Below are 21,111 nucleotides of genomic sequence, written 5' to 3'. Positions count from 1 at the left end.
CTCTTTTCGTTAGCGGTCTAGACCTGTCCGCGCCCCGGTGAGCTGCACAAACGGCCGGCACTGAAAGAAGCCTTCCGGCCTGCGGGAGCGGCGGTGGCCGTCACGAGGAGGGCGAGTCGCCTCCGCCGGCCGCGGTGGCGCTCCGGACGCAGTCGCGGAGCAGCGCGCGTCGCCGGTCATGGACGTCATCGGGCTCTTGCCTGTTGGCCGCATACACGTTGCTGACCGGGGACCAGGCCATGGACATGGCGATGACCATGGCCATGATGTCGAACGGGTCGGCCGTTCGTCAGCCCCGGTGGCGCGTCGCCGAGAGGTAGATGCGGCGGGTCGGGATCTCGTCGTCGTACGCCTCGCGGACCGTGCAGTCGTCGACGCGGAAGGCCGCGTCCCCGGCAGCGGTGCGGAGCTCGTACTCCGTGAACTCCGCCCAGTACACGCGCAGATCGCTGCCGAGCGGATCGTCGACCACCCCGTCGCCGGTCCCCTCCTTCGCCACGATCAGCAGCTGCCCGCCGGGGCGGAGCGCCGCGGCCCACGAGGCGAGGGCCGCAGCCAGCTGTCCCTTCGGCTGGTCGTGGAGCGAGTAGTACGAGACCAGCCCATCCAGCCGCTCCCCCGCGATGCCCCGCTGGTCCATGACCGCGAACCGGCGCGCCGGCCTCTCCTGCCGCGCGAGGGTGACGCAGCGCGGTGAGAGGTCGATTCCGAGGGCGTCGAGACCGTGGGCAGCCAGCAGTTCCGTCACATGGCCGCAGGGACCGCAGCCGACGTCGTACACCCGGCCTCCCTCGGCGACTCGCCCGGCGAACGCGTTCAGGACATCCAGGTCGAAGGGCTTTCCGTCCCACTCGTGGCGGAACATCCGGAGGTAGCGGTCGGCGCGCGCGTCCCACGTTCGAACGACATCGGCGGCACTGCCGGGCTCCGACACGGAGGAGGGCGCATCTGACATGGTCACAATCTAGTGAGTCGGCATCTGACCCGAGGAAGTGGTTGCGCCATGGCGGATGGACAGAGCGGGGTTCCGGACAGCTCCGCGGTACGGGTGGCTCTGTGGCGGGCGCTGCATATGCAGGTGGACGCTCCGCCCCATGTCATCGAGGACGAGGTCGGACTGCGACTGGCGGACCCCGACGAGGGGTGGCGACAGCGCCCGGACATGCACCCGCAGGGCACCAGCACCTTCCGGGCCGCCATCGTGGCCCGCGCCCGGTTCATCGAGGACCTGGTCGTGGAGCAGGCCGGTCACGGGATCACCCAGTACGTCGTGCTGGGCGCCGGGCTTGACACCTTCGCCCAGCGGAGGCCGGAAATCGCCTCCCGTCTGCGGGTGTTCGAGATCGACCAGCCGGCCACCACGGCATGGAAGGGGCGGCGGCTGAACGAGACCGGCTACGGCGTCCCGGACTGGCTTCGCCTCGTACCGGTCGACTTCGAAGCGAGCGAGGACTGGTGGGAGCGGCTGACCGACGCCGGATTCGATCCCGGGCTCCCGGCGCTCGTCGTCTGCACCGGCGTCACCATGTACCTCACCAAGGAGGCCACGGCGGCGACCCTGCGGCGGCTGGCGGGGCTGGCACCCGGATCGACGCTCGCCATGACGTTCATGCTGCCGACCGAACTCCTCGATGCCGCCGACCGCCCCGCGATGGAGGCCACCAAACCGCAGGCGCAGGCGTCCGGGACGCCGTTCATCAGTTTCTACCGTCCGCAGGAGATGCTGGAGTTGGGGCGCGCCTCGGGATTCGCCGACGTCCGGCATGTGTCGGGGGCCTCGCTCGGCGAACGCTACTTCGCCGGTCGGGCGGACGGCCTACGGCCGTCGAGCGGGGAGGACCTGTTGGTGGCGACCACCTGACGGGCCCGGAGGCCCGTCAGGTGTCTGCTCAGTCCAGACGCCGGCGCAGCCACCAGGCGCTGAACCCGGCCAGGATGCCCGCGAGTGCGGCGAAGATCGCCGTCTCGATCCACTGGAAGCTCCAGTAGCGGTCCCCGGGCTGGTACTCCACGGCCACGTGGAAGTCCGACTTCGCGAAGCAGCGCAGCGGGTCGGTCTCCCGCGCGGCACAGCCCGCGGTGCCGCGCATCTCCTCGCCCTCGGCGTTCAGTACGGGTCCGAGGCCGGACAGGACCCAGGCCCCGGGCCTGGAGAGGCCGACCTTCACCTGGGCGTTCTCCCCGTCGCCCGACAGCAGGATGTCGGTGGCGCTCCATGCGGCGCCCTCCGCCGGCCTTCCCTCCTGCGCCGCCATGCCGAGGCCGGCCAGTGCCACCTCCGCCCGCACCGGCTCCATGAGCAGCGGCCGGATCGCGTATGGCACGAGGATCTGGACCGCGGCGAAGAGGCCGAGGGTGACCGCCATCGCGGGGACCGTCCGGCGGATCAGCAGGCCCGCGCAGACTCCTACGGTGAAGGCGAACGCGGCGTAGCCGAGTGGTGCGACGCCCCGGCCGTCGAACAGCAGCGGATCGAACCGGTTACTGGTGATCTCGTCGAGCGGGCGGGCCCACCAGGTCACCATGAGGCTCAGCAGACCGGTGACGGCGACGGACGACAGGCCGACGGCCGTGAGCTTCACGGCGAGCCAGTGGCTGCGGCTGATGCTCTGGTTCCAGATCAGCCGGTGTGTGCCCGTCTCCAGCTCGCGGGCGATGAGGGGCGCACCCCAGAAGATCCCTATGACGCCCGGCACGACGACGAGCAGTCCCGTGACGAGGGCGGCCAGGGTCTCGTATTCGTGGACGAACGCGTTCTTGGCCGCTTCGCAGGTGGTGGAGCAGCCGGCCACGTCGCCGTCGTACGAGGTCCGCATCCGCATCCCCGTGATCACGAGGGCGATGCCGACAGCGGCCAGCGCCGCCAGGGCCGCGAGGGTCTGGACGCGGTACTGGCGCCAGGTCAGCCAGATCATCGCTGTGCCTCCGGGGTCATCGTGGCGGTGGCGGTTCTGCCTTCGGCCATGTAGGTGAGGACCAGGTCCTCCAGATCGAGGGGTTCCAGGACCCAGGCGGGGTCATGGAGGGCGGTGTCGGCTCGCACCAGGAAGGTGCTCTGGCGTTCGGTGTGGGTGGCCTGGAGCACCCGCATCCCCTCCGGGAGGCTCTCCGCGTCACGGCGGGCCGTGGTCAGCCGGAAGTGGGTGGAGATCAGGTCGTCGACGTCTCCGGCGAGCTGGACCCGGGAGGCGACCAGGGAGATCAGGTGGTCGCAGACCCGCTCCAGGTCGGAGACCAGGTGCGAGGAGAGGATGACGGTGGTGCCGTGCTCGGCGACGTGCTCCATGAGCCCCTGGAGGAATTCGCGGCGGGCCAGCGGGTCGAGGGCGGCAACGGGTTCGTCCAGGATGAGCAGTTCGGGGCGCTTGGCGACGGCGAGCGTCAGCGCGACCTGGGCCCGCTGACCGCCGGAGAGCCTGCCGACCCGCTGGGCGGGGTCGAGGCCGAGGTCCCGGATCCTGCCCTCCGCCAGGCCCTTGTCCCAGGTGGGGTTGAGGCGGGCGCCCAGGCGCAGATGGTCGGCGATGGTCAGCGCGGCGTACGTGGGGGTGTCCTGGGCGACGAAGCCGACCTTGGCCAGCTGGGCCGCGTCTGCGGCGGGGCGTCCGCCGACGACTTCGATGGTGCCCGAGGTCGGGGTGATCAGCCCGCAGGCGAGTTGCAGGAGCGTTGACTTCCCTGCCCCGTTGGGGCCGACCAGGCCGACGACCCGGCCGGCGGGCACGCTGAGCGTGCAGTCGGAGAGTGCCTGGCGGCGGCCGTATCGCTTGCCCAGGCCGATGGCTTCCAGAATGGCGGTCATTGCTCCTCTTCGGTGGCCGTACGGAACGTGCTCAGGAACAGGGCCTCGATGCTTTCCTCGTCCAGACCGGCGGCCCGCGCCCGCGTCAGCCATCCGCGCAACTCCTGCCGCAGTGGCTCGTGCTGGGACAGCGAGGCGTCGCTGAGGGTGCTCGACACGAAAGTGCCGACGCCGGGCTTCTTGGTCACCAGCCCCTCGTACTCGAGCTCCCGGTACGCCTTGAGCACGGTGTTCGGGTTGATCGCCACTTTCGCCGCGACGTCCTTGACCGTGGGCAGGCGATCCCCCTCGAACAACAGCCCCAGGCGCATGGCCTGTCGGACCTGGTGAACCAGTTGCAGGTACGGCGCGACGCCGGACCGGGCATCGAGGTGGAACTCGATCACCGTCGCCTCTATTCATCTAGGGTCCTAGCACTATAGGACTCTGGCGGTACGTCACGTCAAGGGCCGTCGGAAGGCAGGCGAGGGTCAGACGGCCCCCCACTCGATCGAGTGGACGTGTCCGGCCCCAGCCGCGATTCAGGCGATATCCCTCCGACCCAGACGCGATCATTCGGCGGTGACCTCAACCATCCGGACGGCACGCCGTCCCAAGTACCCGTTCCTGGCCGGGCTCGGCTCGCTCGCCGTACTGACGCTGCTCCCGGCGCTCCCCGCCGAGGCCGCACCGGCGGACGACGCATCACCATCGGCCACCGGGTTCACCTCGCCCCGTGAGGTGACGGCCGCCGAGCGCAGGACCGCCGCGTATCTCAACGCCTCGCAGGGCAGGCCCCAGCGGCTGAAGGCCTTCTTCAAGGCGCTGCCGAAGGGCGGCGACCTCCACAACCACCTGTCGGGTGCGGCCTCGACGGAGTACCTGATCCAGCTCGCGATCGAGCGGGGCCTGTGCATCGACGCGACGATGACGGCCGTCGCGCCGCCCTGCGGTACGGGCACGCGGCCCGCCGCCGACGCGCGGACGGACGCGGACTTCCGGCAGCAGATCATCCGGGCCTGGTCCATGCAGGACTTCCCGGCCGACCAGTCCGGGCACGACCACTTCTTCGACACGTTCGGCAAGTTCGGCCTGGCGACGTGGGACCGGGGCAAGCTGCTGGCCAATGTGGCCAACACCGTGGTGGAGCAGAACCAGTTCTATCTGGAGACCATGGTCACCCCGGCCTCGGACAGCGCCAAGAAGCTTGCCGACGAGGTGGGTTACGACGCCGACCTGGCCGCGTTCCACCGCAGGCTCCAGGCCGGCGGGCAGCTCGACCGGGTCGTGAACGAGGCGGTCCAGGAAGCCGACGACGCCAATACGCAGTTCCGGGCGGCCGCGCACTGCGACACCGCGCGCCCCGATCCGGGCTGCCGGCTGCCCGTCCGCTGGATCTCCCAGGTCTCCCGGGGCAGCTCACCGGCACGGGTGTTCACGCAGATGGCGGTGGGGCTGCGGCTGGCGGAGCGCGATCCCAGGTTCGTCGCGGTCAACCTCGTACAGCCCGAGGACTGGGACAGCTCGCTGAGCAACTACAGCCTCCAGATGCGGATGCTGAAGTACCTGCGCGGCCAGTACCCCGATGCCCACCTCACCCTGCACGCCGGTGAGCTGGTTCCCGGGCTGGTCAAGCCCGAGGACCTGACCTTCCACATCCGCGAGGCCGTACTCGTCGCCGGAGCCGAGCGCATCGGGCACGGCGTGGACCTGGTCCACGAGGACGACTGGCGCGAGCTGGCCCGGACGATGGCGCGGCGCGATGTCGCGGTCGAGGTGCCGTTCTCCAGCAACAAGCAGATCCTCGGCATCTCGGGCCCCGAGCACCCGTTCAACGCCTACCGCCGCTACGGCGTCCCCGTGGTCCTGGCCACCGATGACCCGGGGGTCTCGCGGATCGACATCAGTCATGAGTACCAGTACGCCGCCAAGACGTACGACCTCGGCTACACCACGTTGAAGGACCTGGCCCGCGCCTCGCTGGAGTACGCCTTCCGCGAGGGCCGCAGCCTGTGGGCCACGGGTTCCGCCCCCTCCGGCTACCGTGCGGTCCCCGCCTGCCGCAGCGGCCGGCCCGGCAGCGGCGACCCGAGCCCGCGCTGCGCCCGCTACCTGGCCGACAATCCGAAGGCCGCGACGCAGTGGCGTCAGGAGACGGCGTTCGCCGCCTTCGAGCGCGACCACGCCGGGCGCCGCTGACACAGGACAGACCGTCACCTGGGGTGCGGGGCCGTTGGCCCCGCACCCCTACGCGTTCGCGACCGGCCGGTACGTGCACACCTGCACACCCGTGCCGTTGATGACGGTCGAGACCAGTTCGAGGGTGCGCAGTCCGCCGTCCTCCGGGAAGATCGACTTACCGCCGCCGAGCAGCACCGGCATGATCACGAGGCGGAGTTCGTCGACGAGTCCCTCGCTCAGCAGGCTGCGTACGAGGGTGGGGCTGCCCATGACGAGCAGGTCGCCGCCGTCCTTCTCCCGGAGTTCCTGGATCCGTCCCGCGAACTTCTCGCCGGGGATGCGTTCGGTGTTGTTCCACGTCAGGTCGTCGTCGCCCAGGGTGTCGGTCACGACGTACTTCTCGATCGCGTTCATCCGGTCGGCGAAGGGGTCCCCGGCCCGCTCGGGCCATGCCGCGGCCATCGTCTGCCAGGTGCGGCGGCCGAACAGCAGGGCTTCGGCCCCGTTCATCGAGGCGTTGAACGAGCCGCCCACCACCTCCGGGTCGAAGAACGGGTGCGACCAGCCGCCGTGGGCGAAGCCGCCGTCCGTGTCCTCCTCGGCACCGCCGGGCGCCTGCACGACGCCGTCCAGACTGATGAACTCGCTGATGACGATGCGCATGCGACTCACTCCTCGTGCTTCTGATCAGGGGTACGGGAACAGAGACTGCCACGCCGCCCGTAACTCATCGCCGCCCTCCGCACCTGTGTCGCCGGCCTGTCCGCCGTGCCGTGCGCGCGCAGCGCAAGCACGAAATGCCCGATGGTTCGCCGCTGCCGGAACGCAGTGCGGAAAGCCAGGAGGAGGTGTTCGTGCTCAATCCGGTCCTGGGCGTGGTGACGGTCGTGATGGCCCTCCCGCTGTTCCACACCCAGCCGGCGGCGGGCAGTTCCCTATGGCGGTGCTCCAGGACAACATGCCGCGCAACCGCTCCGCTCCTAGAACCCGCCGCCCCCGAAGTCGCCGCCACCGCCGAACCCGCCGCCGTCACCGAATCCGCCGCCTCCCCCGTCACCGAAGCCGCCACCGCCGAAGCCGGACGAGTCGAAGTCGGAGCCGGAGAAGTCACCGCCGGAGTAGTCGCCGCCGCCGAAGTCACCGCCGCCGTACTCCGCCGCGTACGCCGGGGTGGAGAGCATCGAGCCGAGCATGGTGCCGACCAGCAGGCCGGGGAGCAGGCCGCCGCCGAAGTAGCCGCCGGCCCAGGGCCCGTACGCCGGGCCGGCCTCCCAGTAGGGGCGCCTGCTGCCGTCGCCCATGTCGACGGTGCGGCTCATCGGGTCCTCGCCGCTGCTCAGCCGTATCTCGTCGGCGCCGCAGACCGGGACCTCGCGGGCCGTACCGCCCGACGGGGACCAGCGGACGTCGGCGACCGAGGGGCCGTGGCGCGGGTCGAAGAAGCAGGGCGGCCTGCGGGCGGGGAGTTCACCGCCGGTGCGGCGGGCGTCCAGCACGGCGAGCGAGTAGCGCCCGTCCTCCAGGGCCTGGGTCACCCCGCGCACGTCCGAGGGGTGCTGGGCGTGTTCCATCCGGGATTTCGCGCTCTCGTAGGAGTCGAGCGCGCGTTCGTAGTCGGCGCGCATCGTGTCGTCGGCGCCCGCCTCCGCGGGGTGGAAGTCGAGGCGGTCCAGCGTCTCGCCGTACGCCGTGATGTCCTCGTCCACGACGACCCGGAGCTTGTCGAGGGCGGCCTGTTCGTCGGCCTCCTTGCGCTTGCGGTTGCGGCGCACGATCGTGTACGCGCCCGCCCCGCCGACGACCACGACGGCGCCGACCGCGATGAGGCCCGCGGTGGCCGAGCTGCCGGAGGAGGAGGCGCCGCCCCAGGAGCTGGGGGCGTGGCCCCGGGCCTGTTCGACGGCCCGGTCGACGAAGGCGTTCAGCTGGGTCGCGGCGGACGTGTCCGCGCCGGGTGCCTTCACGGCGGCGGTGAGGTTCATGACGGCCCGCTCGGACATCACCTGCGGGTCGGCGCCCGCGTTGAATCCGTCGCCGAGACGGATGGCGTAGACGCCGGTGATCCCGGTGTCGGTGCGCAGGGTGCGCAGCACGCTGTCGGCGGGAAAGGCGGAGCTCTGCGGCAGCACGGCCACGAAGACCGGCTTGTCGGCGTCCTTGATCTTCTTCGTGAGCGCGTCGGCCTGGCTGCGGGAGAGCTGCCCGGCCGCGGCCGGGTCGACGTAGACCGGGCCCTTGCGCAGCGCCTGGGCCACGTCCTCGACGGTGGAGGCGGTCGACGCGGTGGAGGCGGTGTAGGCGCCGGTCGCGGCCGGTGCGGCGGGGGCCAGGAGCAGGGCGGCCGCCGACAGCATGAGCAGAAGTCCCGCCAGGAAGGCCGGGACCAGGAAGGTGGGGAACGACCTGTTCCGCATGGTTCAAAGCTAACCCAGAAGGGTGAGAAGCGCGGGCGGGCGGCAGACCTCGCCGCCCGCCCGCCTGCCTGCCGTGCGCGGGGTGCGGGTGTGACCTGGAGGTGCGGGGGGGTCCTGATACTTCTGGGGGCGCGGTCCGGTTACTTCTTCTGCTCGACGCGCACCCAGTCGATCTCCGCCTTGACGCCGCCCTGCGCGATGCGGTCGACGCTGGACTGCGGAAGACCCCAGTAGGGGGTGGTGACCTTGTTCCAGCCGGCGGGGTACGCGCCGCCGAGGGCCAGGTTGAGGATCACGTACTGGTGGTGGTCGTAGACCCACTGGCCGCGGGTGGACTCCAGCTTCTGGCGGGAGGTCGTCTGGACGACCCGGTCGTCGACGGTGAACGTCATGCCCTCGGGCGTCCACTCGACGCCGTAGGTGTGCCACTCGTCGGCGCGGCCGCCGTTCGGGTAGGTCTGCTGCTTGCCGATGTTGCCGTCGGCCGAGTACCCGGGTCCGTGCAGGGCGGAGCTGGTCCAGTCGCCGTAGCCGATGTTCTCCATGATGTCCGTCTCGCCGGAGCCGGGCCAGGACACGGACGGGTCGTCGACGTTGCTGCCGAGCATCCAGAAGGCGGGCCAGAAGCCGTCGCCGACCGGCAGCTTCATTCGGGCGCTGACCTTGCCGTAGGTGAAGTCGAACTTGGTGTTGGTGTCGACCCGGCCCGAGGTGAAGTCGAAGGTGCCGTTGGGCGTCGGGGTGCAGCCCTTGCAGTACTTCGGCTCCAGGACCAGGGCGCCGTTCTCGGTGCGGATGTTGTCCGTCGAGTCGACGTAGGCCTGCGACTCGCCGTTGACCGGGCCCATCTCCGTACCGGTGCGCACCACGCGCCACTTGGACCGGTCCAGGCCCGAGCCGGTGAAGTCGTCGAAGAAGGTGGTGCTGTAAGCGCCGCCCGGGTCCTTGGGCAAGGCGGGGTAGGCGGCGTCCGCACTGCCCCCGGTGCCCCAGACCTGGAACTCGTAGAGGGAGTAGCCGAACTGGGCGGTGGACGGTGCGGGGTTGTAGAAGGAGCGGCGTTCCACGCCCAGCATCCGGACGTAGCGGCCGGTGGCGGGGGTGGGCAGGGTGACGGTGTCATGGCGTCCGGCGGCCTCCCCCGGCGCCTTCACGTCGGCGCGGCGGGTGGCGACGTCGGCGGCGGAGGGCTGGTAGACGGTGCGCCAGGTGCGGTTGTCGTCGGAGACCTGGATGCGGTAGTCGACGGCGTACGCCGCCTCCCAGTAGAGGTCGACGGTGTCGATGGTGGAGGTCGCGCCGAGGTCGACGCCGACCCAGCGGTCCGCGTTCCAGTCGCTGGACCAGCGTGACTGGTCCGCCTTGAGGTCGGCCGGCCAGCCGCCGTCGGTGACGAACGCCGGTGAGTTGCCCGCGTGCTGGTAGAGGTTGCCGTACGCGGGGTGGTTCAGGGCGAGGTTGGTACGGGTCGTGGAGGCGGGGGCCTGCTCCCCTCCGTACACCTTGAAGGAGTACAGGGAGTAGCCCCAGGCGGTGGCACGCTGGATGCCGCGCATCCGGACGTAGCGGCCGGTGACCTCCTGCGGGTAGGTGTGCGCGGTGACGCTGCCGCCGGTGCCGTCGTCCTCGGTGTAGAAGGTGGTCCAGTCGGTGCCGTTCTTCGACACCTCCAGGACGTACTTCTTGCCGTAGGCGGCCTCCCAGTCCAGGGTGACCCGGCTGATCCTGATGACGGAGCCGAGGTCGACCCGGATCCAGGCGTCGTCGGCGGCGTTGCTCGACCAGCGGGTGGCGCCGTCGCCGTCCGCGGCCGCCCCCGGTCCGGTGGCGTCGTTCTCGCTGCCGGACGCGGTGACGGAGGCGGGGTCGGCGGCGTGGGCGGCGGCCGCCCGGTCGGTGTCCCAGGCCGCGGCCTGCGCCGCCGGCCGGGGGGCCGGGGCGGCGAAGGCCATGGGGGCGGCGAGGGCGATCAGAGCGGCGGTGGTGGCTGCCAGAGTCGTACGAGAGGGCATGGTGGGGCTCCCGTTCGTATCCATGAGGGCGGCGAGGGCACGCGCCCGGCCATGATCCGCCGGGCAGGCCCTACGCGTTGCGGGTGAGGTGGATGGTGTCGCGGTACCACTTGGCGCTGTCCTTGAGCGTCCGCACCTGCGTGTCGTAGTCGACGCGGACGATGCCGAATCGCTTGTCGTAGCCGTAGGACCACTCGAAGTTGTCCATCAGCGACCAGGCGAAGTACCCCCGGACGTCGGCCCCTTGTGCGCGGGCGGCGGCGACGGCGGCGATGTGGTCGGCGAGATAGGTGGTGCGGTCGGCGTCGTGGATCCCGCCGTCCGCGGAGACGGTGTCGTCGAAGGCGGCGCCGTTCTCGGTGATGACCGTCGGGAGGCCGTAGTCCTTCTCCAGACGGATCAGCAGGTCGGTGAGGGCGGTGGGGGTGATCTCCCAGTCCATGGCCGTGCGGGGTAGTTCGCGCTCCACGGCCCGGGTGACGGGCAGGCCGTCGGTGTCGAGCACCGCGCCCTGCTCGGTCACGCCGGAGAAGAGCGTGCCGCGGTAGAAGTTGACGCCGAGGACGTCCAGCGGGGTGGCGATGACCGCCAGGTCGCCGTCCTGGACGGGCAGTTCGATGCCCTGGACGGCGAGGTCGGTGACGATGTCCTCGGGGTAGGAGCCCTTGACGACCGGGTCCAGGTAGAGGCGGGCGCCGAGTCCGTCGGCGCGGCGGGCGGCCTCGGCGTCCTCGTGGCTGTCGGTCTCGGGGGTGGCGGTGCCCAGGTTGAGGGTGATGCCGAGTTCGAGCTCGTTGCCGCGAGCGGCGGACTGCTCCCTCATGTACTGCGAGGCGAGGCCGTGGCCCAGCAGCAGGTGGTGGACGGCGTGGATCGCCTCGCCGAAGTCCTTCCGGCCGGGGGCCTGGTTGCCGTACGCGTAACCGAGCATCGCCGAGCACCACGGCTCGTTCAGCGTGGTCCAGTGCTTCACCCGGTCACCCAGGGCGTCGTAGGCGAGGGCGGCGTACTCGGCGAAGCGGTAGGCGGTGTCGCGGGCAGGCCAGCCGCCCGCGTCCTCCAGCTCCTGCGGCAGGTCCCAGTGGTAGAGGGTGATCCACGGGGTGATGCCCTTGTCGTCGAGCTCGTCGACCAGGCGCTTGTAGAAGTCCAGGCCCTTGGCGTTGGCGGGGCCGCGGCCGCCCGGCTGGATGCGCGGCCAGGCCAGCGAGAAGCGGTACGTGTCGACGCCCAGACCGGCGATCAGCTCCACGTCCTCGGGCATCCGGTGGTAGTGGTCGCAGGCCACGTCGCCGTTCTCGCCGCGGACGACCATGCCCGGCACCCTGCAGTACGTGTCCCAGATGGACGGCGTTCTGCCGTCCTCGGCCGCCGCTCCCTCGATCTGGTACGCGGCTGTGGCGACGCCCCAGCGGAAGCCGGCGGGCAGACCGGGTACGGCCTGGGCGGCGATCTCGCGGGCGTAGGCCTGGGGGGTGACGAGGTTCATGGTTCTCCTGTGGTGTGCGTGGCGTGGGGCGCTACGACCGGGCGGCCGGGACGGCGGTGGCCGGGGCGTCCTGGTGGAGCCAGCAGGCCACCGAGCGGGAGCCGTCCCCGGCCGGCGGCGCGAGCGCCGGGACATGGGTGTCGCAGGCCTCGACCTTCTTGGCGCAGCGGGGGTGGAAGGCGCAGCCGGCCGGCATCGCGGACAGGTGCGGGGGCGAGCCGGGGATGCCGCTGAGTTCGCGGCGGGGGCCGTGCAGCGCGGGGAAGGAGTGCAGCAGTCCGTCGCTGTACGGGTGGCGGGGGTCGCGGTAGATGTCGGAGGCGCCGGCCTCCTCGACGATCCGGCCGCCGTACATGATCGCGATCCGGTCGGAGAACTCGATCAGGAGCGAGATGTCGTGCGTGATGAAGACGACCGAGAAGCCGAGTTCCTCGCGGAGCCTGACGAGCTGGCGCAGGATCTGGCGCTGCATGACGACGTCGAGCGCCGTCGTGGGCTCGTCCATGATGACGATCTCGGGCTCCAGCGCGAGGGCCATCGCGATCATCACGCGCTGGCGCATGCCGCCGGAGAGCTGGTGCGGGTAGGCCCCGAGCCGGTCGGCGGAGATGCCGACCAGGTTCAGCAGCTCCTTGGCCCGCGCGGTGCGCGCGGCCTTCCGCATCTCCGGGCGGTGGGCCTGGAGTACGTCGGTGAGCTGGCTGTGGACCGTGTGGACCGGGTTCAGGGAGTTCATCGCGCCCTGGAAGACGATCGACAGCTCCTGCCAGCGGAAGGCACGCAGTTCGGGCGCCGACAGGGTCAGCAGGTCGAGCGCCCGGCCGTCGCGCTGGTGGTAGTGGACCTCGCCGCCGGTGATCACGCCGGGCGGGGAGAGCAGCCGGGTGACGGCGTACGCCAGGGTGGACTTGCCGGAGCCCGACTCGCCCGCGAGGCCGAGGACTTCGCCCCGGTGCAGGGTGAGGTCGATGTCGCGCAGCGCGTGCACGGCGTCGGCCCCGGTCCCGTAGTCCACGTTGAGGCCGCTGATGGTGAGGACGGGATCGCTCATGAGCGGGTCTCCTTCCCGGAGGTGCCCGTACGTGCGACGGGGGTGAAGCCGGCCTCGGACGCGCCGGTACGGGCCACGGGTGTGAAGCCGACGCGCATCCGGACCTTGCGGGAGCCGCCGGTCTCGGTGCGCAGGCGCGGGTTGACGAACTCGTCGATGCCGAAGTTGATGAGGGCGAGCGACATGCCGAGCAGCGCGATGCAGAGCCCCGCCGGGACGAACCACCACCACGCGCCCTGCGCGAGGGCCTGGTTGGACTGCGCCCAGAACAGGACGGTCCCCCAGTTCCAGTTGGAGATGTCGGCGACGCCGATGAAGGCGAGGGTGATCTCGGAGAGGATCGCGAAGATGACCGTGCCGACGAAGCCGGAGGCGATGACGGCGGTCAGGTTCGGCATCACCTCGAAGAGGATGATCCGCCAGGTCGACTCGCCGGTGGCGCGGGCCGCCTCGACGTAGTCGCGGCGGCGCAGCGAGAGCGTCTGGGCACGCAGCACCCGGGCGCCCCAGGCCCACGAGGTCAGGGCGATGACGGCGGCGATCAGCAGGTCACCGGTGTCGGAGACGAAGCTGGCGATGATGATGATCAGCGGCAGTCCGGGGATGACCAGGAAGACGTTGGAGAGCAGCGAGAGCACCTCGTCGGCGGTGCCGCCGAGGAAGCCGGCGCTGACGCCGATGAGCACGGAGAGGATCGTGGCGAGGATGCCGGCGATGAAGCCGACGACCAGGACGCCGCGGGTGCCGACGAGGATCTGCGAGAGCACGTCCTGACCGGTCTGCGTGGTGCCGAACCAGTGGGCACCGGACGGCGGCTGGAGCAGTTCGTTGCTCATCGTGTCGGGGTCGTACGGGGCGATCCACGGGCCGATGACGGCGATCAGCACGAAGAAGAGCAGGATGCCGAGTCCGACGACGGTCTTGCGGCCGCGCAGGAAGCGGAACCTGCGCTTGCTCGCTGCCGGGGTCTCGGCCGCGTCGAGTACGGCGACTTCGGTGGCGGTGACGGCCATGAACCTACGCCTCCCTTCGGGTACGGGGGTCGAGGAGCATGTAGAGGACGTCCGCGAGGAGGTTCGCCGCGAGGACGGAGAGCGTGATGATCAGGAAGACGCCCTGCATCAGGGGGTAGTCCTTGGCCCCCACGCCCTGGAAGAGCTGGTAGCCGATGCCCGGGTAGGAGAAGACCATCTCCACCAGGAGCGTGCCTCCGACGATGAACCCGAGCGAGAGGGCGAAGCCGGAGATGTTGGGGAGGATCGCGTTGCGGGCGGCGTACCCGAACATCACCCGGCGCTCGGAGAGCCCCTTGGCCTGGGCGACCATGACGTAGTCCTCGGAGGAGACCGTCACCATCATGTTGCGCATGCCGAGGATCCAGCCGGCCACGGCGCTGAGCACGATCGTGAGGCCGGGCAGCGCCCCGTGGTAGAGCGCGCTGGAGATGAACGGCCAGTCGAAGGCGGGCACCAGCGAGTTGTCGTAGCCGCCGGCGGCCGGGAAGAGCGGCCACTTCACGGCGAACAGTGAGATGGCGATGAGGCCGAGCCAGAAGTACGGGATGGCGGAGATGAAGGTGGTGACGGGCAGCAGGCTGTCCATCCAGGAGCCGCGCCGCCAGCCCGTGAAGACCCCGATGCCGGTGCCGAGCACGAAGCTGATCAGCGTGGTGATGCCGACGAGCGCGAGCGTCCACGGCAGGGACTGGGCGATGACCTCGCTCACCGGGGTGGGGAAGAAGGTGAAGGAGAGGCCGAGGTCGCCGTGGAACAGGTGCGACCAGTAGTCGGTGTACTGCTGCCAGATCGACTGCTTCTTGTCGAGGCCGAACAGGGCCTTGAGCGAGGCGATGGCGCTGGTGTCCAGCTGTCCCTGGAAGCGGGCGATGAGGGCCTGTACGGGGTCGCCGGGCATCAGGCGCGGGATGAGGAAGTTGATGGTGATCGCGGCCCACGCGGTGACCAGGTAGAAGGCGAGCCGTTGGAGCAGGTACTTCACTTCGCAGCCTCCTTCTCGTGGTCGTCGGTGGGAGCCGCGCCGGCGGCGGTGTCGTACAGCCAGCAGGCGGCCCACTGGCCGTCGGCCAGGTCGAAGCGCGGCGGCAGTTCGGTGCGGCAGCGCTCCATCGCCTTGGGGCAGCGGGGGTGGAACCGGCAGCCGGCGGGCGGGTCGATGAGCGACGGGGGCTCGCCGCTGCCGGTCTCCTCCTGCTCCTCCTCGTCGACGACCCGGTCCGGGTCGGGCGCCGAGGCGATCAGGAGCTGGGTGTAGGGGTGGGCGGGGCGCTGGGTGACGGTCTCGCTGTCACCGCCCTCGACGATCCGGCCCGCGTACATCACCAGCGTGGAGTCCGCGAAGTAGCGGGCGGACGCGATGTCATGGGTGATGTAGAGGATCGCGAGGTGCATGCGGTCCTTGAGGTCCTTGAGCAGGTTGAGCACCCCTAGCCGGATCGACACGTCCAGCATCGAGACGGGCTCGTCGGCGAGGAGGACCTGGGGGTCGGCGCCGAGCGCGCGGGCGATGGCCACGCGCTGGCGCTGACCGCCCGACAGCTCGTGCGGGAACTTGTCCAGGTACTGATGAGGAGGGGTCAGCTGGACGCGGTTCAGCAGAGCGGTCAGGTTCTGTTCCAGTTCCGCCTCGCCGCTGCCCGCCCGGCCGTGGATCCTCAGCGCCCGGGTGAGGTGGTAGCGCACGGTGTGCACCGGGTTCAGCGAGGCGAACGGGTCCTGGAAGATGAGCTGGACCCGGCGTACGTAACTGCGGAAGGACCGGCCACGTCCGGCCTTCACCGGCTGCCCGCCCAGGTGGATCTCGCCCTCGGTGAGCGGATACAGCTGGGCGAGCAGTCTGGCGACGGTGGACTTCCCGGAGCCCGACTCCCCCACCAGTGCCGTGACGGTGCCGCGCCGCAGTTGCAGCGAGACGTCGTCGACGGCGTGGACGGTGCGGCGCTTGCCTGCGAGGAGATCGCGGCCGGTGCGCCGTACGGGGAAGTGCTTGGTGACTCCGCGTGCTTCGAGCACGACGTGGTTCTTTTCGAACTGTTCGGACATGGCCGGTACCTGGATCCCTGGGTCTTGAGCCGACGGCCCTACTTGGACGGCTTGAGCTTCAGCACGACTTCCAGCGACGAGGGCTGGGTGTGCTGCGGGTCGGCGTAGGGGTCGGCCTCGGTCGGCCAGCCCACCCAGTTCTTGGTGGAGTACTCGGCCCCGATGGGCGCGGCCGCGGTCGGGATCATCGGCGCCTGCTCGACCATGATCTTCTGGAGGGTGTTCAGCGCCGAGGTACGGGCGGTGTCGGTCGTCGCACCGGCGAAGTCCTTGAGCGCCTCGGTGGCCTCGGTGTTCTTGAAGCGGCCGAAGTTGCCCAGCTGGGAGGCCTTGCCGATGGGCTGGAGCAGCGCGCCGTCCATGATGTTCTGGTACATGTCGTACGGGGTCGCGCCGCTGTTGGTCCAGTGCAGTGTGGCGTCGAAGTTGCCGTTGGCCACGTCCGCGCCCCAGGCCTCGGCCGTCTGCGTCTTGACCTTGGCCTCGATGCCGATCTTCTTGATGTTGTCCTTGATGATCGCGAGGCCGGTGATGTAGTCGTTCCAGCCGGCCGGGTCGGTGAAGGTGAGCTTCACGGCCTTGCCGCCCGGGTCCTTCAGCACACCGCCGCTGAGCGTGAAGCCGGCCTTCTCCAGTACCTTCTTGGCGCCCTCGACGTCCGGCTTCGTGGTGGCGTTCTTGTACTCGGGCGCGATGAAGGACTCACCGGCGGGCAGCGGGATGCCGGTCGGGTTGGTGATCTCCGGGTAGAGGGTCGCCTCGGCCTGGGTGTAGATCGCGTTGCGGTCGACGACCATCGCCATGGCCCTGCGCAGCGCCGGGTTGTCGAACGGCTTGCGGGCGGTGTTGAACCACAGTCCGTGGATGCCGAGCCCGGAGGGGAACCACAGCTTGTGGTTCTTGGGGTCCTTGGCGATGTACAGCTGCTTGTAGTTCGGCATGAAGACGAACGACCACTCCAGCTTGCCGCTCGCCAGGGCGGTGGTCGCGGCGCTGTTGTCGTTGTACGTGCTGTAGCGCAGCTCCTTGACCTTCGTCGCGCCCTTCCAGTAGGTGGGCGTGGCGGTCAGCGTGGTGGTCTGCGGGGTGAACGTCTTGAGCTTGTACGGGCCCGAGCCGACGGGGGTGCGGTTGGGCCAGGTCTCCGGGTTCTTGACGCCTTCCCAGATGTGCTTGGGCACGATGAACTGCTGGATGATCTTGTTCTGGTTGACGTACTGGGATTCGGCGAAGGTCAGGACGACCTGCTTGCCCTGGACCTCGACCCCGTCGTACGCGATGCCGTTGCCGTTGAGCGCCGGGTGCTTCTTCAGCAGGTTGAAGGTGAACGCGACGTCCTCGGCGGTCAGCGGCTTGCCGTCGGCCCACTTGGCCTTGTCGTCGAGGGTGAAGGTGACCTTGGTGAAGTTGAGGTCCCACTTCCAGTCCGTCGCCAGCCACGGGTCGGCCTTGTCGGCGGGCCGGATCTGGCTCGTCATCGCCAGCGGCTCGTAGATCATGTAGCGGTAGCCGAGGGTGGCGCCCGCCGAGGTGTTCAGGAACGGGTTGCTGTTGTTCGTCTGCGGCCCGTCCGGCTTGCCGAGGGTCAGGACGCCCGAAGCGCCGCTGCCGCCTTTGTTGTGGTTCGAGTTGGCTGACGAACAGCCGGCGGCGAGGGCGACCACCGCGGTGGCGAGCGCGGCCGCTCTGAGCGTGTGACGGCGTGCGGACATAACGACTCCAGGAGGGACTGGCGGGTCTGGGAGATCCGGAAACGGGCAGCGCTCGGCGCGCCGGGTACGGCGGTGCGGGTGCGGTGCGGGCGATGCGGGTGCGGTACGGGCCGAGGGGCCCACCGCTAGGGCGCCGAGTGGCGCACGACCAGTTCGGTGGGCAGCACGACCGGTGCGTCGGGTACCGGGGTGCCGCCGAGGTGCGAGAGCAGCATCCGTGCGGCCGTCTCACCCATCTGCCGGGTGGGCTGGCGCACGGTGGTCAGGGGCGGTTCGGTGTGCTCGGCCATCGGGATGTCGTCGAAGCCGACCACCGCGATGTCGCCGGGCACGGTTCGCCCCGCGGCGCGCAGCGCCCGCAGCACGCCTGCTGCGGTGATGTCGTTGTGCGCGAAGACCGAGTCGAACTCGACGCCGGAGGCGAGGAGTTGCTCCACGGCCTGCCGGCCGCAGATCTCGGTGAAGTCCCCGCGTACGACGAGGTCGGTGGGCAGGACCGAGACGAATCCCTCCAGCCGGTCGCGTACGCAGCCGAAGTCCTGGGGGCCTGTGATGACCAGGGGCCTGGTGCGTCCGGCAGCCCGCAGATGGCGGGCGGCCGACGCGCCTCCCTCGTGGTTGGTGGTCACGACGGAGGGGAACTCGGGGTGGTGGCCTCGATCGTCGATCAGCACGATCGGCAGGCCGCCGCGGTGCAGTGCGGTGAGGTGGTCCATGGTGTTCTCGGGTTCGACGACGACCAGTCCGTCGAAGGCGCGCGCCGACACCTGGCTGGTGAAGCGCTCCACGGACTCGGCCCCGCGGTTGCAGGTGAAGAGCAGCAGCCCGTAGTCGGCAGCCTCGACGGTGTCGACGACGCCCTGGAGCACCTCGCCCATCCACGGCCAGGTCAGCGAGGGCACCAGCATGCCGACCGTACGGCTGCTGCCGCGGGCCAGACCGACGGCGCCCGAACTGGGTACGTAGCCGAGCTGTGCGATCACTTCACGAACACGGGCGGCCGTCGAACCGTCCACTTCGCCCTTGGTGTTGATGACCCGGGACACGGTCGTCTTGCTGACGCCGGCCTCACGGGCGACATCAGCGATGGTGACACGCATCGGGGCCTCCAGGACACAACGGGACAGAGCGAACGGCCGACTGTGGAACCGGTACCGCAACCGGTTCCGGAACCGGTACCGGCGTTGGTGGCGTGAGTTAACCCCGCTGGAACACAGCCGTCAATACTTCACACCGAGATTGGTCCGTACCCATCCTCGGGGCGGCCAGGAACGCGCTTGCGTTCAAGTCCTGAACGCGCAACCTCTTGACGCAGGCACGTAAGGGCAGTTCACTCCCGTCTCGTTCGACGGCACGCCCCCCACGCTCCCGCCGAGGAAGGCATCAGCCCATGATCCGATCAGGAAGGGCGGCGGGGGCACCGCTCTCCGCCGTGCTCGCGACCGCAGGTCTCACCGGGCTCTCGTCCGGTACCGCGCGGCCCGCGGGCGAGAGGGTGAACATCGCGCTGACCACCACGGACGACTCCGGAGGCCGCCATGTCGAGTGTCTGGACGCCGTCGGCCAGTCGACGGCGAACGGGGCCCGCACCCGGATGCGGACGTGCACCGGGGCGGCCGGCCAGAAGTGGCACCTCGGGCAGCGGACGCGTGCACGGCGGCCGCGGACCGGGACCGGTCCGCGGCCGCCGTGCGCCCGCCCTACTCCGTCGGCTCGATCCCCGCGCGCAGCAGACCGAAGGTGTAGGCGTCCTCCAGGGCCTGCCAGGACGCCGCGATGATGTTCTCGGCGACGCCCACGGTCGACCAGTCGGCGGCGCCGTCACCGGTGGTGATCAGGACGCGGGTGGTGGAGTCGGTGCCGGTGCGGCCCTCCAGGATGCGGACCTTGTAGTCCATCAGCTCCAGCTTGGCGAGCTGCGGGTAGATCCGCTCCAGCGCCACCCGCAGCGCCCGGTCGAGCGCGTTGACCGGGCCGTTGCCCTCGGCGGTCGCGACGATGCGCTCGCCCTTGGCCCAGAGCTTCACGGTCGCCTCGTTGGCGTGCGTGCCGTCGGGGCGGTCCTCGACGATGGCACGCCAGGACTCGGTACGGAAGTAGCGGCGTACCCGCCCCTCGGTCTCGGCGCGCAGCAGCAGCTCGAAGGAGGCGTCGGCCGCCTCGTAGGTGTAGCCCTTGAGTTCGCGCTCCTTGACCCGCTCGACGACGCGGCCGACGAGCTCGCGGTCGCCCCCGAGGTCGACGCCCAGCTCCTTGCTCTTGAGCTCGATGGAGGCGCGGCCCGCCATGTCGGAGACGAGCATCCGCATGGTGTTGCCGACCAGCGCGGGGTCGATGTGCTGGTAGAGGTCCGGGTCGACCTTGATCGCGGAGGCGTGCAGCCCGGCCTTGTGCGCGAACGCCGAGACGCCGACGTAGGGCTGGTGGGTGGAGGGCGTGAGGTTGACGACCTCGGCGATGGCGTGCGAGACGCGGGTCATGTCGCTGAGCGCGCCCTCGGGCAGCACGGTCTTGCCGTACTTGAGCTCCAGTGCGGCGACGACGGGGAAGAGGTTGGCGTTGCCGACCCGCTCGCCGTAGCCGTTGGCGGTGCACTGGACGTGGGTGGCGCCCGCGTCCACGGCGGCCAGGGTGTTGGCGACGGCGCAGCCGGTGTCGTCCTGGGCGTGGATGCCGAGCCGGGCGCCGGTGTCGGCCAGGACGGTGGAGACGACGGCCTGGATCTGGGCGGGGAGCATCCCGCCGTTGGTGTCGCAGAGGATGACGACGTCGGCGCCGGCCTCGGAGGCGGCCCGTACGACGGCCTTGGCGTACTCGGCGTTGGCGCGGTAGCCGTCGAAGAAGTGCTCGCAGTCGACGAAGACCCTGCGGCCCTGTTCGCGGAGGTGGGAGACGGTGTCGCGGACCATCTCCAGGTTCTCCTCCAGCGTGGTGCGCAGGGCGAGTTCCACATGGCGGTCATGGGACTTGGCGACCAGGGTGATCACCGGGGCGCCCGACTCCAGCAGTGCCTTGACCTGGGGGTCCTCGGCCGCCTTGCCGCCCGCCCGGCGGGTGGCGCCGAAAGCGACCAGTTCGGCGTTCTTGAACTCGATCTCCTGGCGCGCCCGGGCGAAGAACTCGGTGTCGCGGGGGTTGGCGCCGGGCCAGCCGCCTTCGATGAAGCCGACGCCGAAGTTGTCCAGGTGCCGCGCAATGGTGAGCTTGTCGGCGACCGTCAGGTTGATGCCTTCACGCTGGGCACCGTCGCGCAGCGTGGTGTCGAAGACATGGAAGCTGTCGTCGGTGGGCTTGGCCTTGGTGGTCATGCTGGCTGACTCCTGTCGGATGAGTGGATCCGGACGATCTGGCTCCACTTGCCCCCATCATCCCGCGTGCCTCGTCCCGGCCGAGGTGAGGGCCGGAAAACAAA

17 protein-coding genes and 1 pseudogene are annotated in these 21,111 nt (G+C 70.2%); 2 read left to right on the top strand and 16 right to left on the bottom strand.

Annotated elements, in window-relative coordinates:
* Positions 1–100 precede the first annotated feature (100 nt).
* Together OG782_RS26875 and OG782_RS26870 are read right to left on the bottom strand one after the other, a co-directional pair.
* Positions 101–289: pseudogene (locus OG782_RS26875) on the bottom strand (TetR/AcrR family transcriptional regulator); the annotation flags it as partial.
* Positions 290–955, bottom strand: coding sequence for a class I SAM-dependent methyltransferase (locus OG782_RS26870; RefSeq protein WP_406455162.1), 666 nt, complete (start codon positions 953–955; stop codon positions 290–292).
* Between the two features lie 48 nt (positions 956–1,003).
* Here OG782_RS26870 and OG782_RS26865 point away from each other — a divergent pair, with 48 nt between their 5' ends.
* Positions 1,004–1,861, top strand: a complete 858-nt coding sequence (locus OG782_RS26865; protein ID WP_406455160.1) for a class I SAM-dependent methyltransferase — start codon at positions 1,004–1,006, stop codon at positions 1,859–1,861.
* A gap of 28 nt (positions 1,862–1,889) precedes the next feature.
* On the opposite strand, the gene OG782_RS26860 is transcribed toward OG782_RS26865, so the two are convergent.
* Genes OG782_RS26860 through OG782_RS26850 form a run of 3 tightly spaced genes read right to left on the bottom strand, consistent with a single transcriptional unit; the run spans position 1,890 to position 4,188 of the window.
* Entirely contained in the window at positions 1,890–2,915 is a 1,026-nt protein-coding gene (locus OG782_RS26860) for an ABC transporter permease (RefSeq protein WP_406455158.1), read from the bottom strand.
* Positions 2,912–3,802, bottom strand: a complete 891-nt coding sequence (locus OG782_RS26855) for an ABC transporter ATP-binding protein (protein WP_327708685.1) — start codon at positions 3,800–3,802, stop codon at positions 2,912–2,914. Before OG782_RS26855 ends, OG782_RS26860 begins: the two co-directional genes overlap by 4 nt.
* A complete protein-coding gene (locus tag OG782_RS26850; protein ID WP_326657688.1) occupies positions 3,799–4,188 on the bottom strand; it encodes a GntR family transcriptional regulator in 390 nt (129 codons plus the stop codon). The genes OG782_RS26855 and OG782_RS26850 overlap by 4 nt, the downstream gene beginning before the upstream one ends.
* 175 nt (positions 4,189–4,363) lie before the next feature.
* Here OG782_RS26850 and OG782_RS26845 point away from each other — a divergent pair, with 175 nt between their 5' ends.
* Positions 4,364–5,980, top strand: a complete 1,617-nt coding sequence (locus OG782_RS26845) for an adenosine deaminase (protein ID WP_406455155.1) — start codon at positions 4,364–4,366, stop codon at positions 5,978–5,980.
* 48 nt (positions 5,981–6,028) lie between these two features.
* Here OG782_RS26845 and OG782_RS26840 read toward each other — a convergent pair whose 3' ends face one another.
* The 11 genes from OG782_RS26840 to cimA form a co-directional block, all read right to left on the bottom strand.
* Positions 6,029–6,625, bottom strand: a complete 597-nt coding sequence (locus OG782_RS26840) for a dihydrofolate reductase family protein (RefSeq protein WP_326738948.1) — start codon at positions 6,623–6,625, stop codon at positions 6,029–6,031.
* A gap of 317 nt (positions 6,626–6,942) precedes the next feature.
* On the bottom strand, positions 6,943–8,376 hold the full coding sequence (locus OG782_RS26835; RefSeq protein WP_406455153.1) for a hypothetical protein: 1,434 nt from the start codon (positions 8,374–8,376) through the stop codon (positions 6,943–6,945).
* Between the two features lie 140 nt (positions 8,377–8,516).
* Entirely contained in the window at positions 8,517–10,388 is a 1,872-nt protein-coding gene (locus OG782_RS26830; RefSeq protein ID WP_406455151.1) for a discoidin domain-containing protein, read from the bottom strand.
* A 70-nt stretch (positions 10,389–10,458) separates the two neighbouring features.
* Positions 10,459–11,877 carry a GH1 family beta-glucosidase gene (locus OG782_RS26825; protein ID WP_406455149.1) on the bottom strand — a complete coding sequence of 473 codons (1,419 nt, stop codon included), beginning with the start codon at positions 11,875–11,877 and terminating at the stop codon, positions 10,459–10,461.
* A 31-nt stretch (positions 11,878–11,908) separates the two neighbouring features.
* Positions 11,909–12,928, bottom strand: coding sequence for an ABC transporter ATP-binding protein (locus tag OG782_RS26820; RefSeq protein WP_406455147.1), 1,020 nt, complete (start codon positions 12,926–12,928; stop codon positions 11,909–11,911).
* Entirely contained in the window at positions 12,925–13,941 is a 1,017-nt protein-coding gene (locus OG782_RS26815; RefSeq protein ID WP_406455145.1) for an ABC transporter permease, read from the bottom strand. Before OG782_RS26815 ends, OG782_RS26820 begins: the two co-directional genes overlap by 4 nt.
* Before the next feature lie 4 nt (positions 13,942–13,945).
* On the bottom strand, positions 13,946–14,926 hold the full coding sequence (locus OG782_RS26810) for an ABC transporter permease (protein WP_406455143.1): 981 nt from the start codon (positions 14,924–14,926) through the stop codon (positions 13,946–13,948).
* Entirely contained in the window at positions 14,923–15,987 is a 1,065-nt protein-coding gene (locus tag OG782_RS26805) for an ABC transporter ATP-binding protein (protein WP_406455141.1), read from the bottom strand. Before OG782_RS26805 ends, OG782_RS26810 begins: the two co-directional genes overlap by 4 nt.
* Positions 15,988–16,025: 38 nt before the next feature.
* Positions 16,026–17,699 carry an ABC transporter substrate-binding protein gene (locus tag OG782_RS26800; protein ID WP_406455139.1) on the bottom strand — a complete coding sequence of 558 codons (1,674 nt, stop codon included), beginning with the start codon at positions 17,697–17,699 and terminating at the stop codon, positions 16,026–16,028.
* Between the two features lie 125 nt (positions 17,700–17,824).
* Positions 17,825–18,799, bottom strand: a complete 975-nt coding sequence (locus OG782_RS26795; protein ID WP_406455137.1) for a LacI family DNA-binding transcriptional regulator — start codon at positions 18,797–18,799, stop codon at positions 17,825–17,827.
* Between the two features lie 600 nt (positions 18,800–19,399).
* On the bottom strand, positions 19,400–21,007 hold the full coding sequence (gene cimA, locus OG782_RS26790) for a citramalate synthase (RefSeq protein ID WP_406455135.1): 1,608 nt from the start codon (positions 21,005–21,007) through the stop codon (positions 19,400–19,402).
* Positions 21,008–21,111 lie beyond the last annotated feature (104 nt).

The sequence above is a fragment of the Streptomyces sp. NBC_00876 genome (assembly GCF_045207435.1).
In the GTDB taxonomy this organism is placed as follows: domain Bacteria; phylum Actinomycetota; class Actinomycetes; order Streptomycetales; family Streptomycetaceae; genus Streptomyces.
Note: the sequence above shows the minus strand (reverse complement) of the source record. Positions and strands in the feature narration are given on the sequence as shown.

Excerpts from the sequence above, each read along its gene's own strand:
- OG782_RS26800 (WP_406455139.1), bottom strand. The coding sequence starts at position 17,699 with ATGTCCGCACGCCGTCACACGCTCAGAGCGGCCGCGCTCGCCACCGCG.
- OG782_RS26835 (WP_406455153.1), bottom strand. The coding sequence starts at position 8,376 with ATGCGGAACAGGTCGTTCCCCACCTTCCTGGTCCCGGCCTTCCTGGCG.
- OG782_RS26830 (WP_406455151.1), bottom strand. The coding sequence starts at position 10,388 with ATGCCCTCTCGTACGACTCTGGCAGCCACCACCGCCGCTCTGATCGCC.
- OG782_RS26865 (WP_406455160.1), top strand. The coding sequence starts at position 1,004 with ATGGCGGATGGACAGAGCGGGGTTCCGGACAGCTCCGCGGTACGGGTG.
- OG782_RS26825 (WP_406455149.1), bottom strand. The coding sequence starts at position 11,877 with ATGAACCTCGTCACCCCCCAGGCCTACGCCCGCGAGATCGCCGCCCAG.
- OG782_RS26855 (WP_327708685.1), bottom strand. The coding sequence starts at position 3,802 with ATGACCGCCATTCTGGAAGCCATCGGCCTGGGCAAGCGATACGGCCGC.
- OG782_RS26820 (WP_406455147.1), bottom strand. The coding sequence starts at position 12,928 with ATGAGCGATCCCGTCCTCACCATCAGCGGCCTCAACGTGGACTACGGG.
- OG782_RS26815 (WP_406455145.1), bottom strand. The coding sequence starts at position 13,941 with ATGGCCGTCACCGCCACCGAAGTCGCCGTACTCGACGCGGCCGAGACC.
- OG782_RS26805 (WP_406455141.1), bottom strand. The coding sequence starts at position 15,987 with ATGTCCGAACAGTTCGAAAAGAACCACGTCGTGCTCGAAGCACGCGGA.
- cimA (WP_406455135.1), bottom strand. The coding sequence starts at position 21,007 with ATGACCACCAAGGCCAAGCCCACCGACGACAGCTTCCATGTCTTCGAC.
- OG782_RS26860 (WP_406455158.1), bottom strand. The coding sequence starts at position 2,915 with ATGATCTGGCTGACCTGGCGCCAGTACCGCGTCCAGACCCTCGCGGCC.
- OG782_RS26870 (WP_406455162.1), bottom strand. The coding sequence starts at position 955 with ATGTCAGATGCGCCCTCCTCCGTGTCGGAGCCCGGCAGTGCCGCCGAT.
- OG782_RS26840 (WP_326738948.1), bottom strand. The coding sequence starts at position 6,625 with ATGCGCATCGTCATCAGCGAGTTCATCAGTCTGGACGGCGTCGTGCAG.
- OG782_RS26795 (WP_406455137.1), bottom strand. The coding sequence starts at position 18,799 with ATGCGTGTCACCATCGCTGATGTCGCCCGTGAGGCCGGCGTCAGCAAG.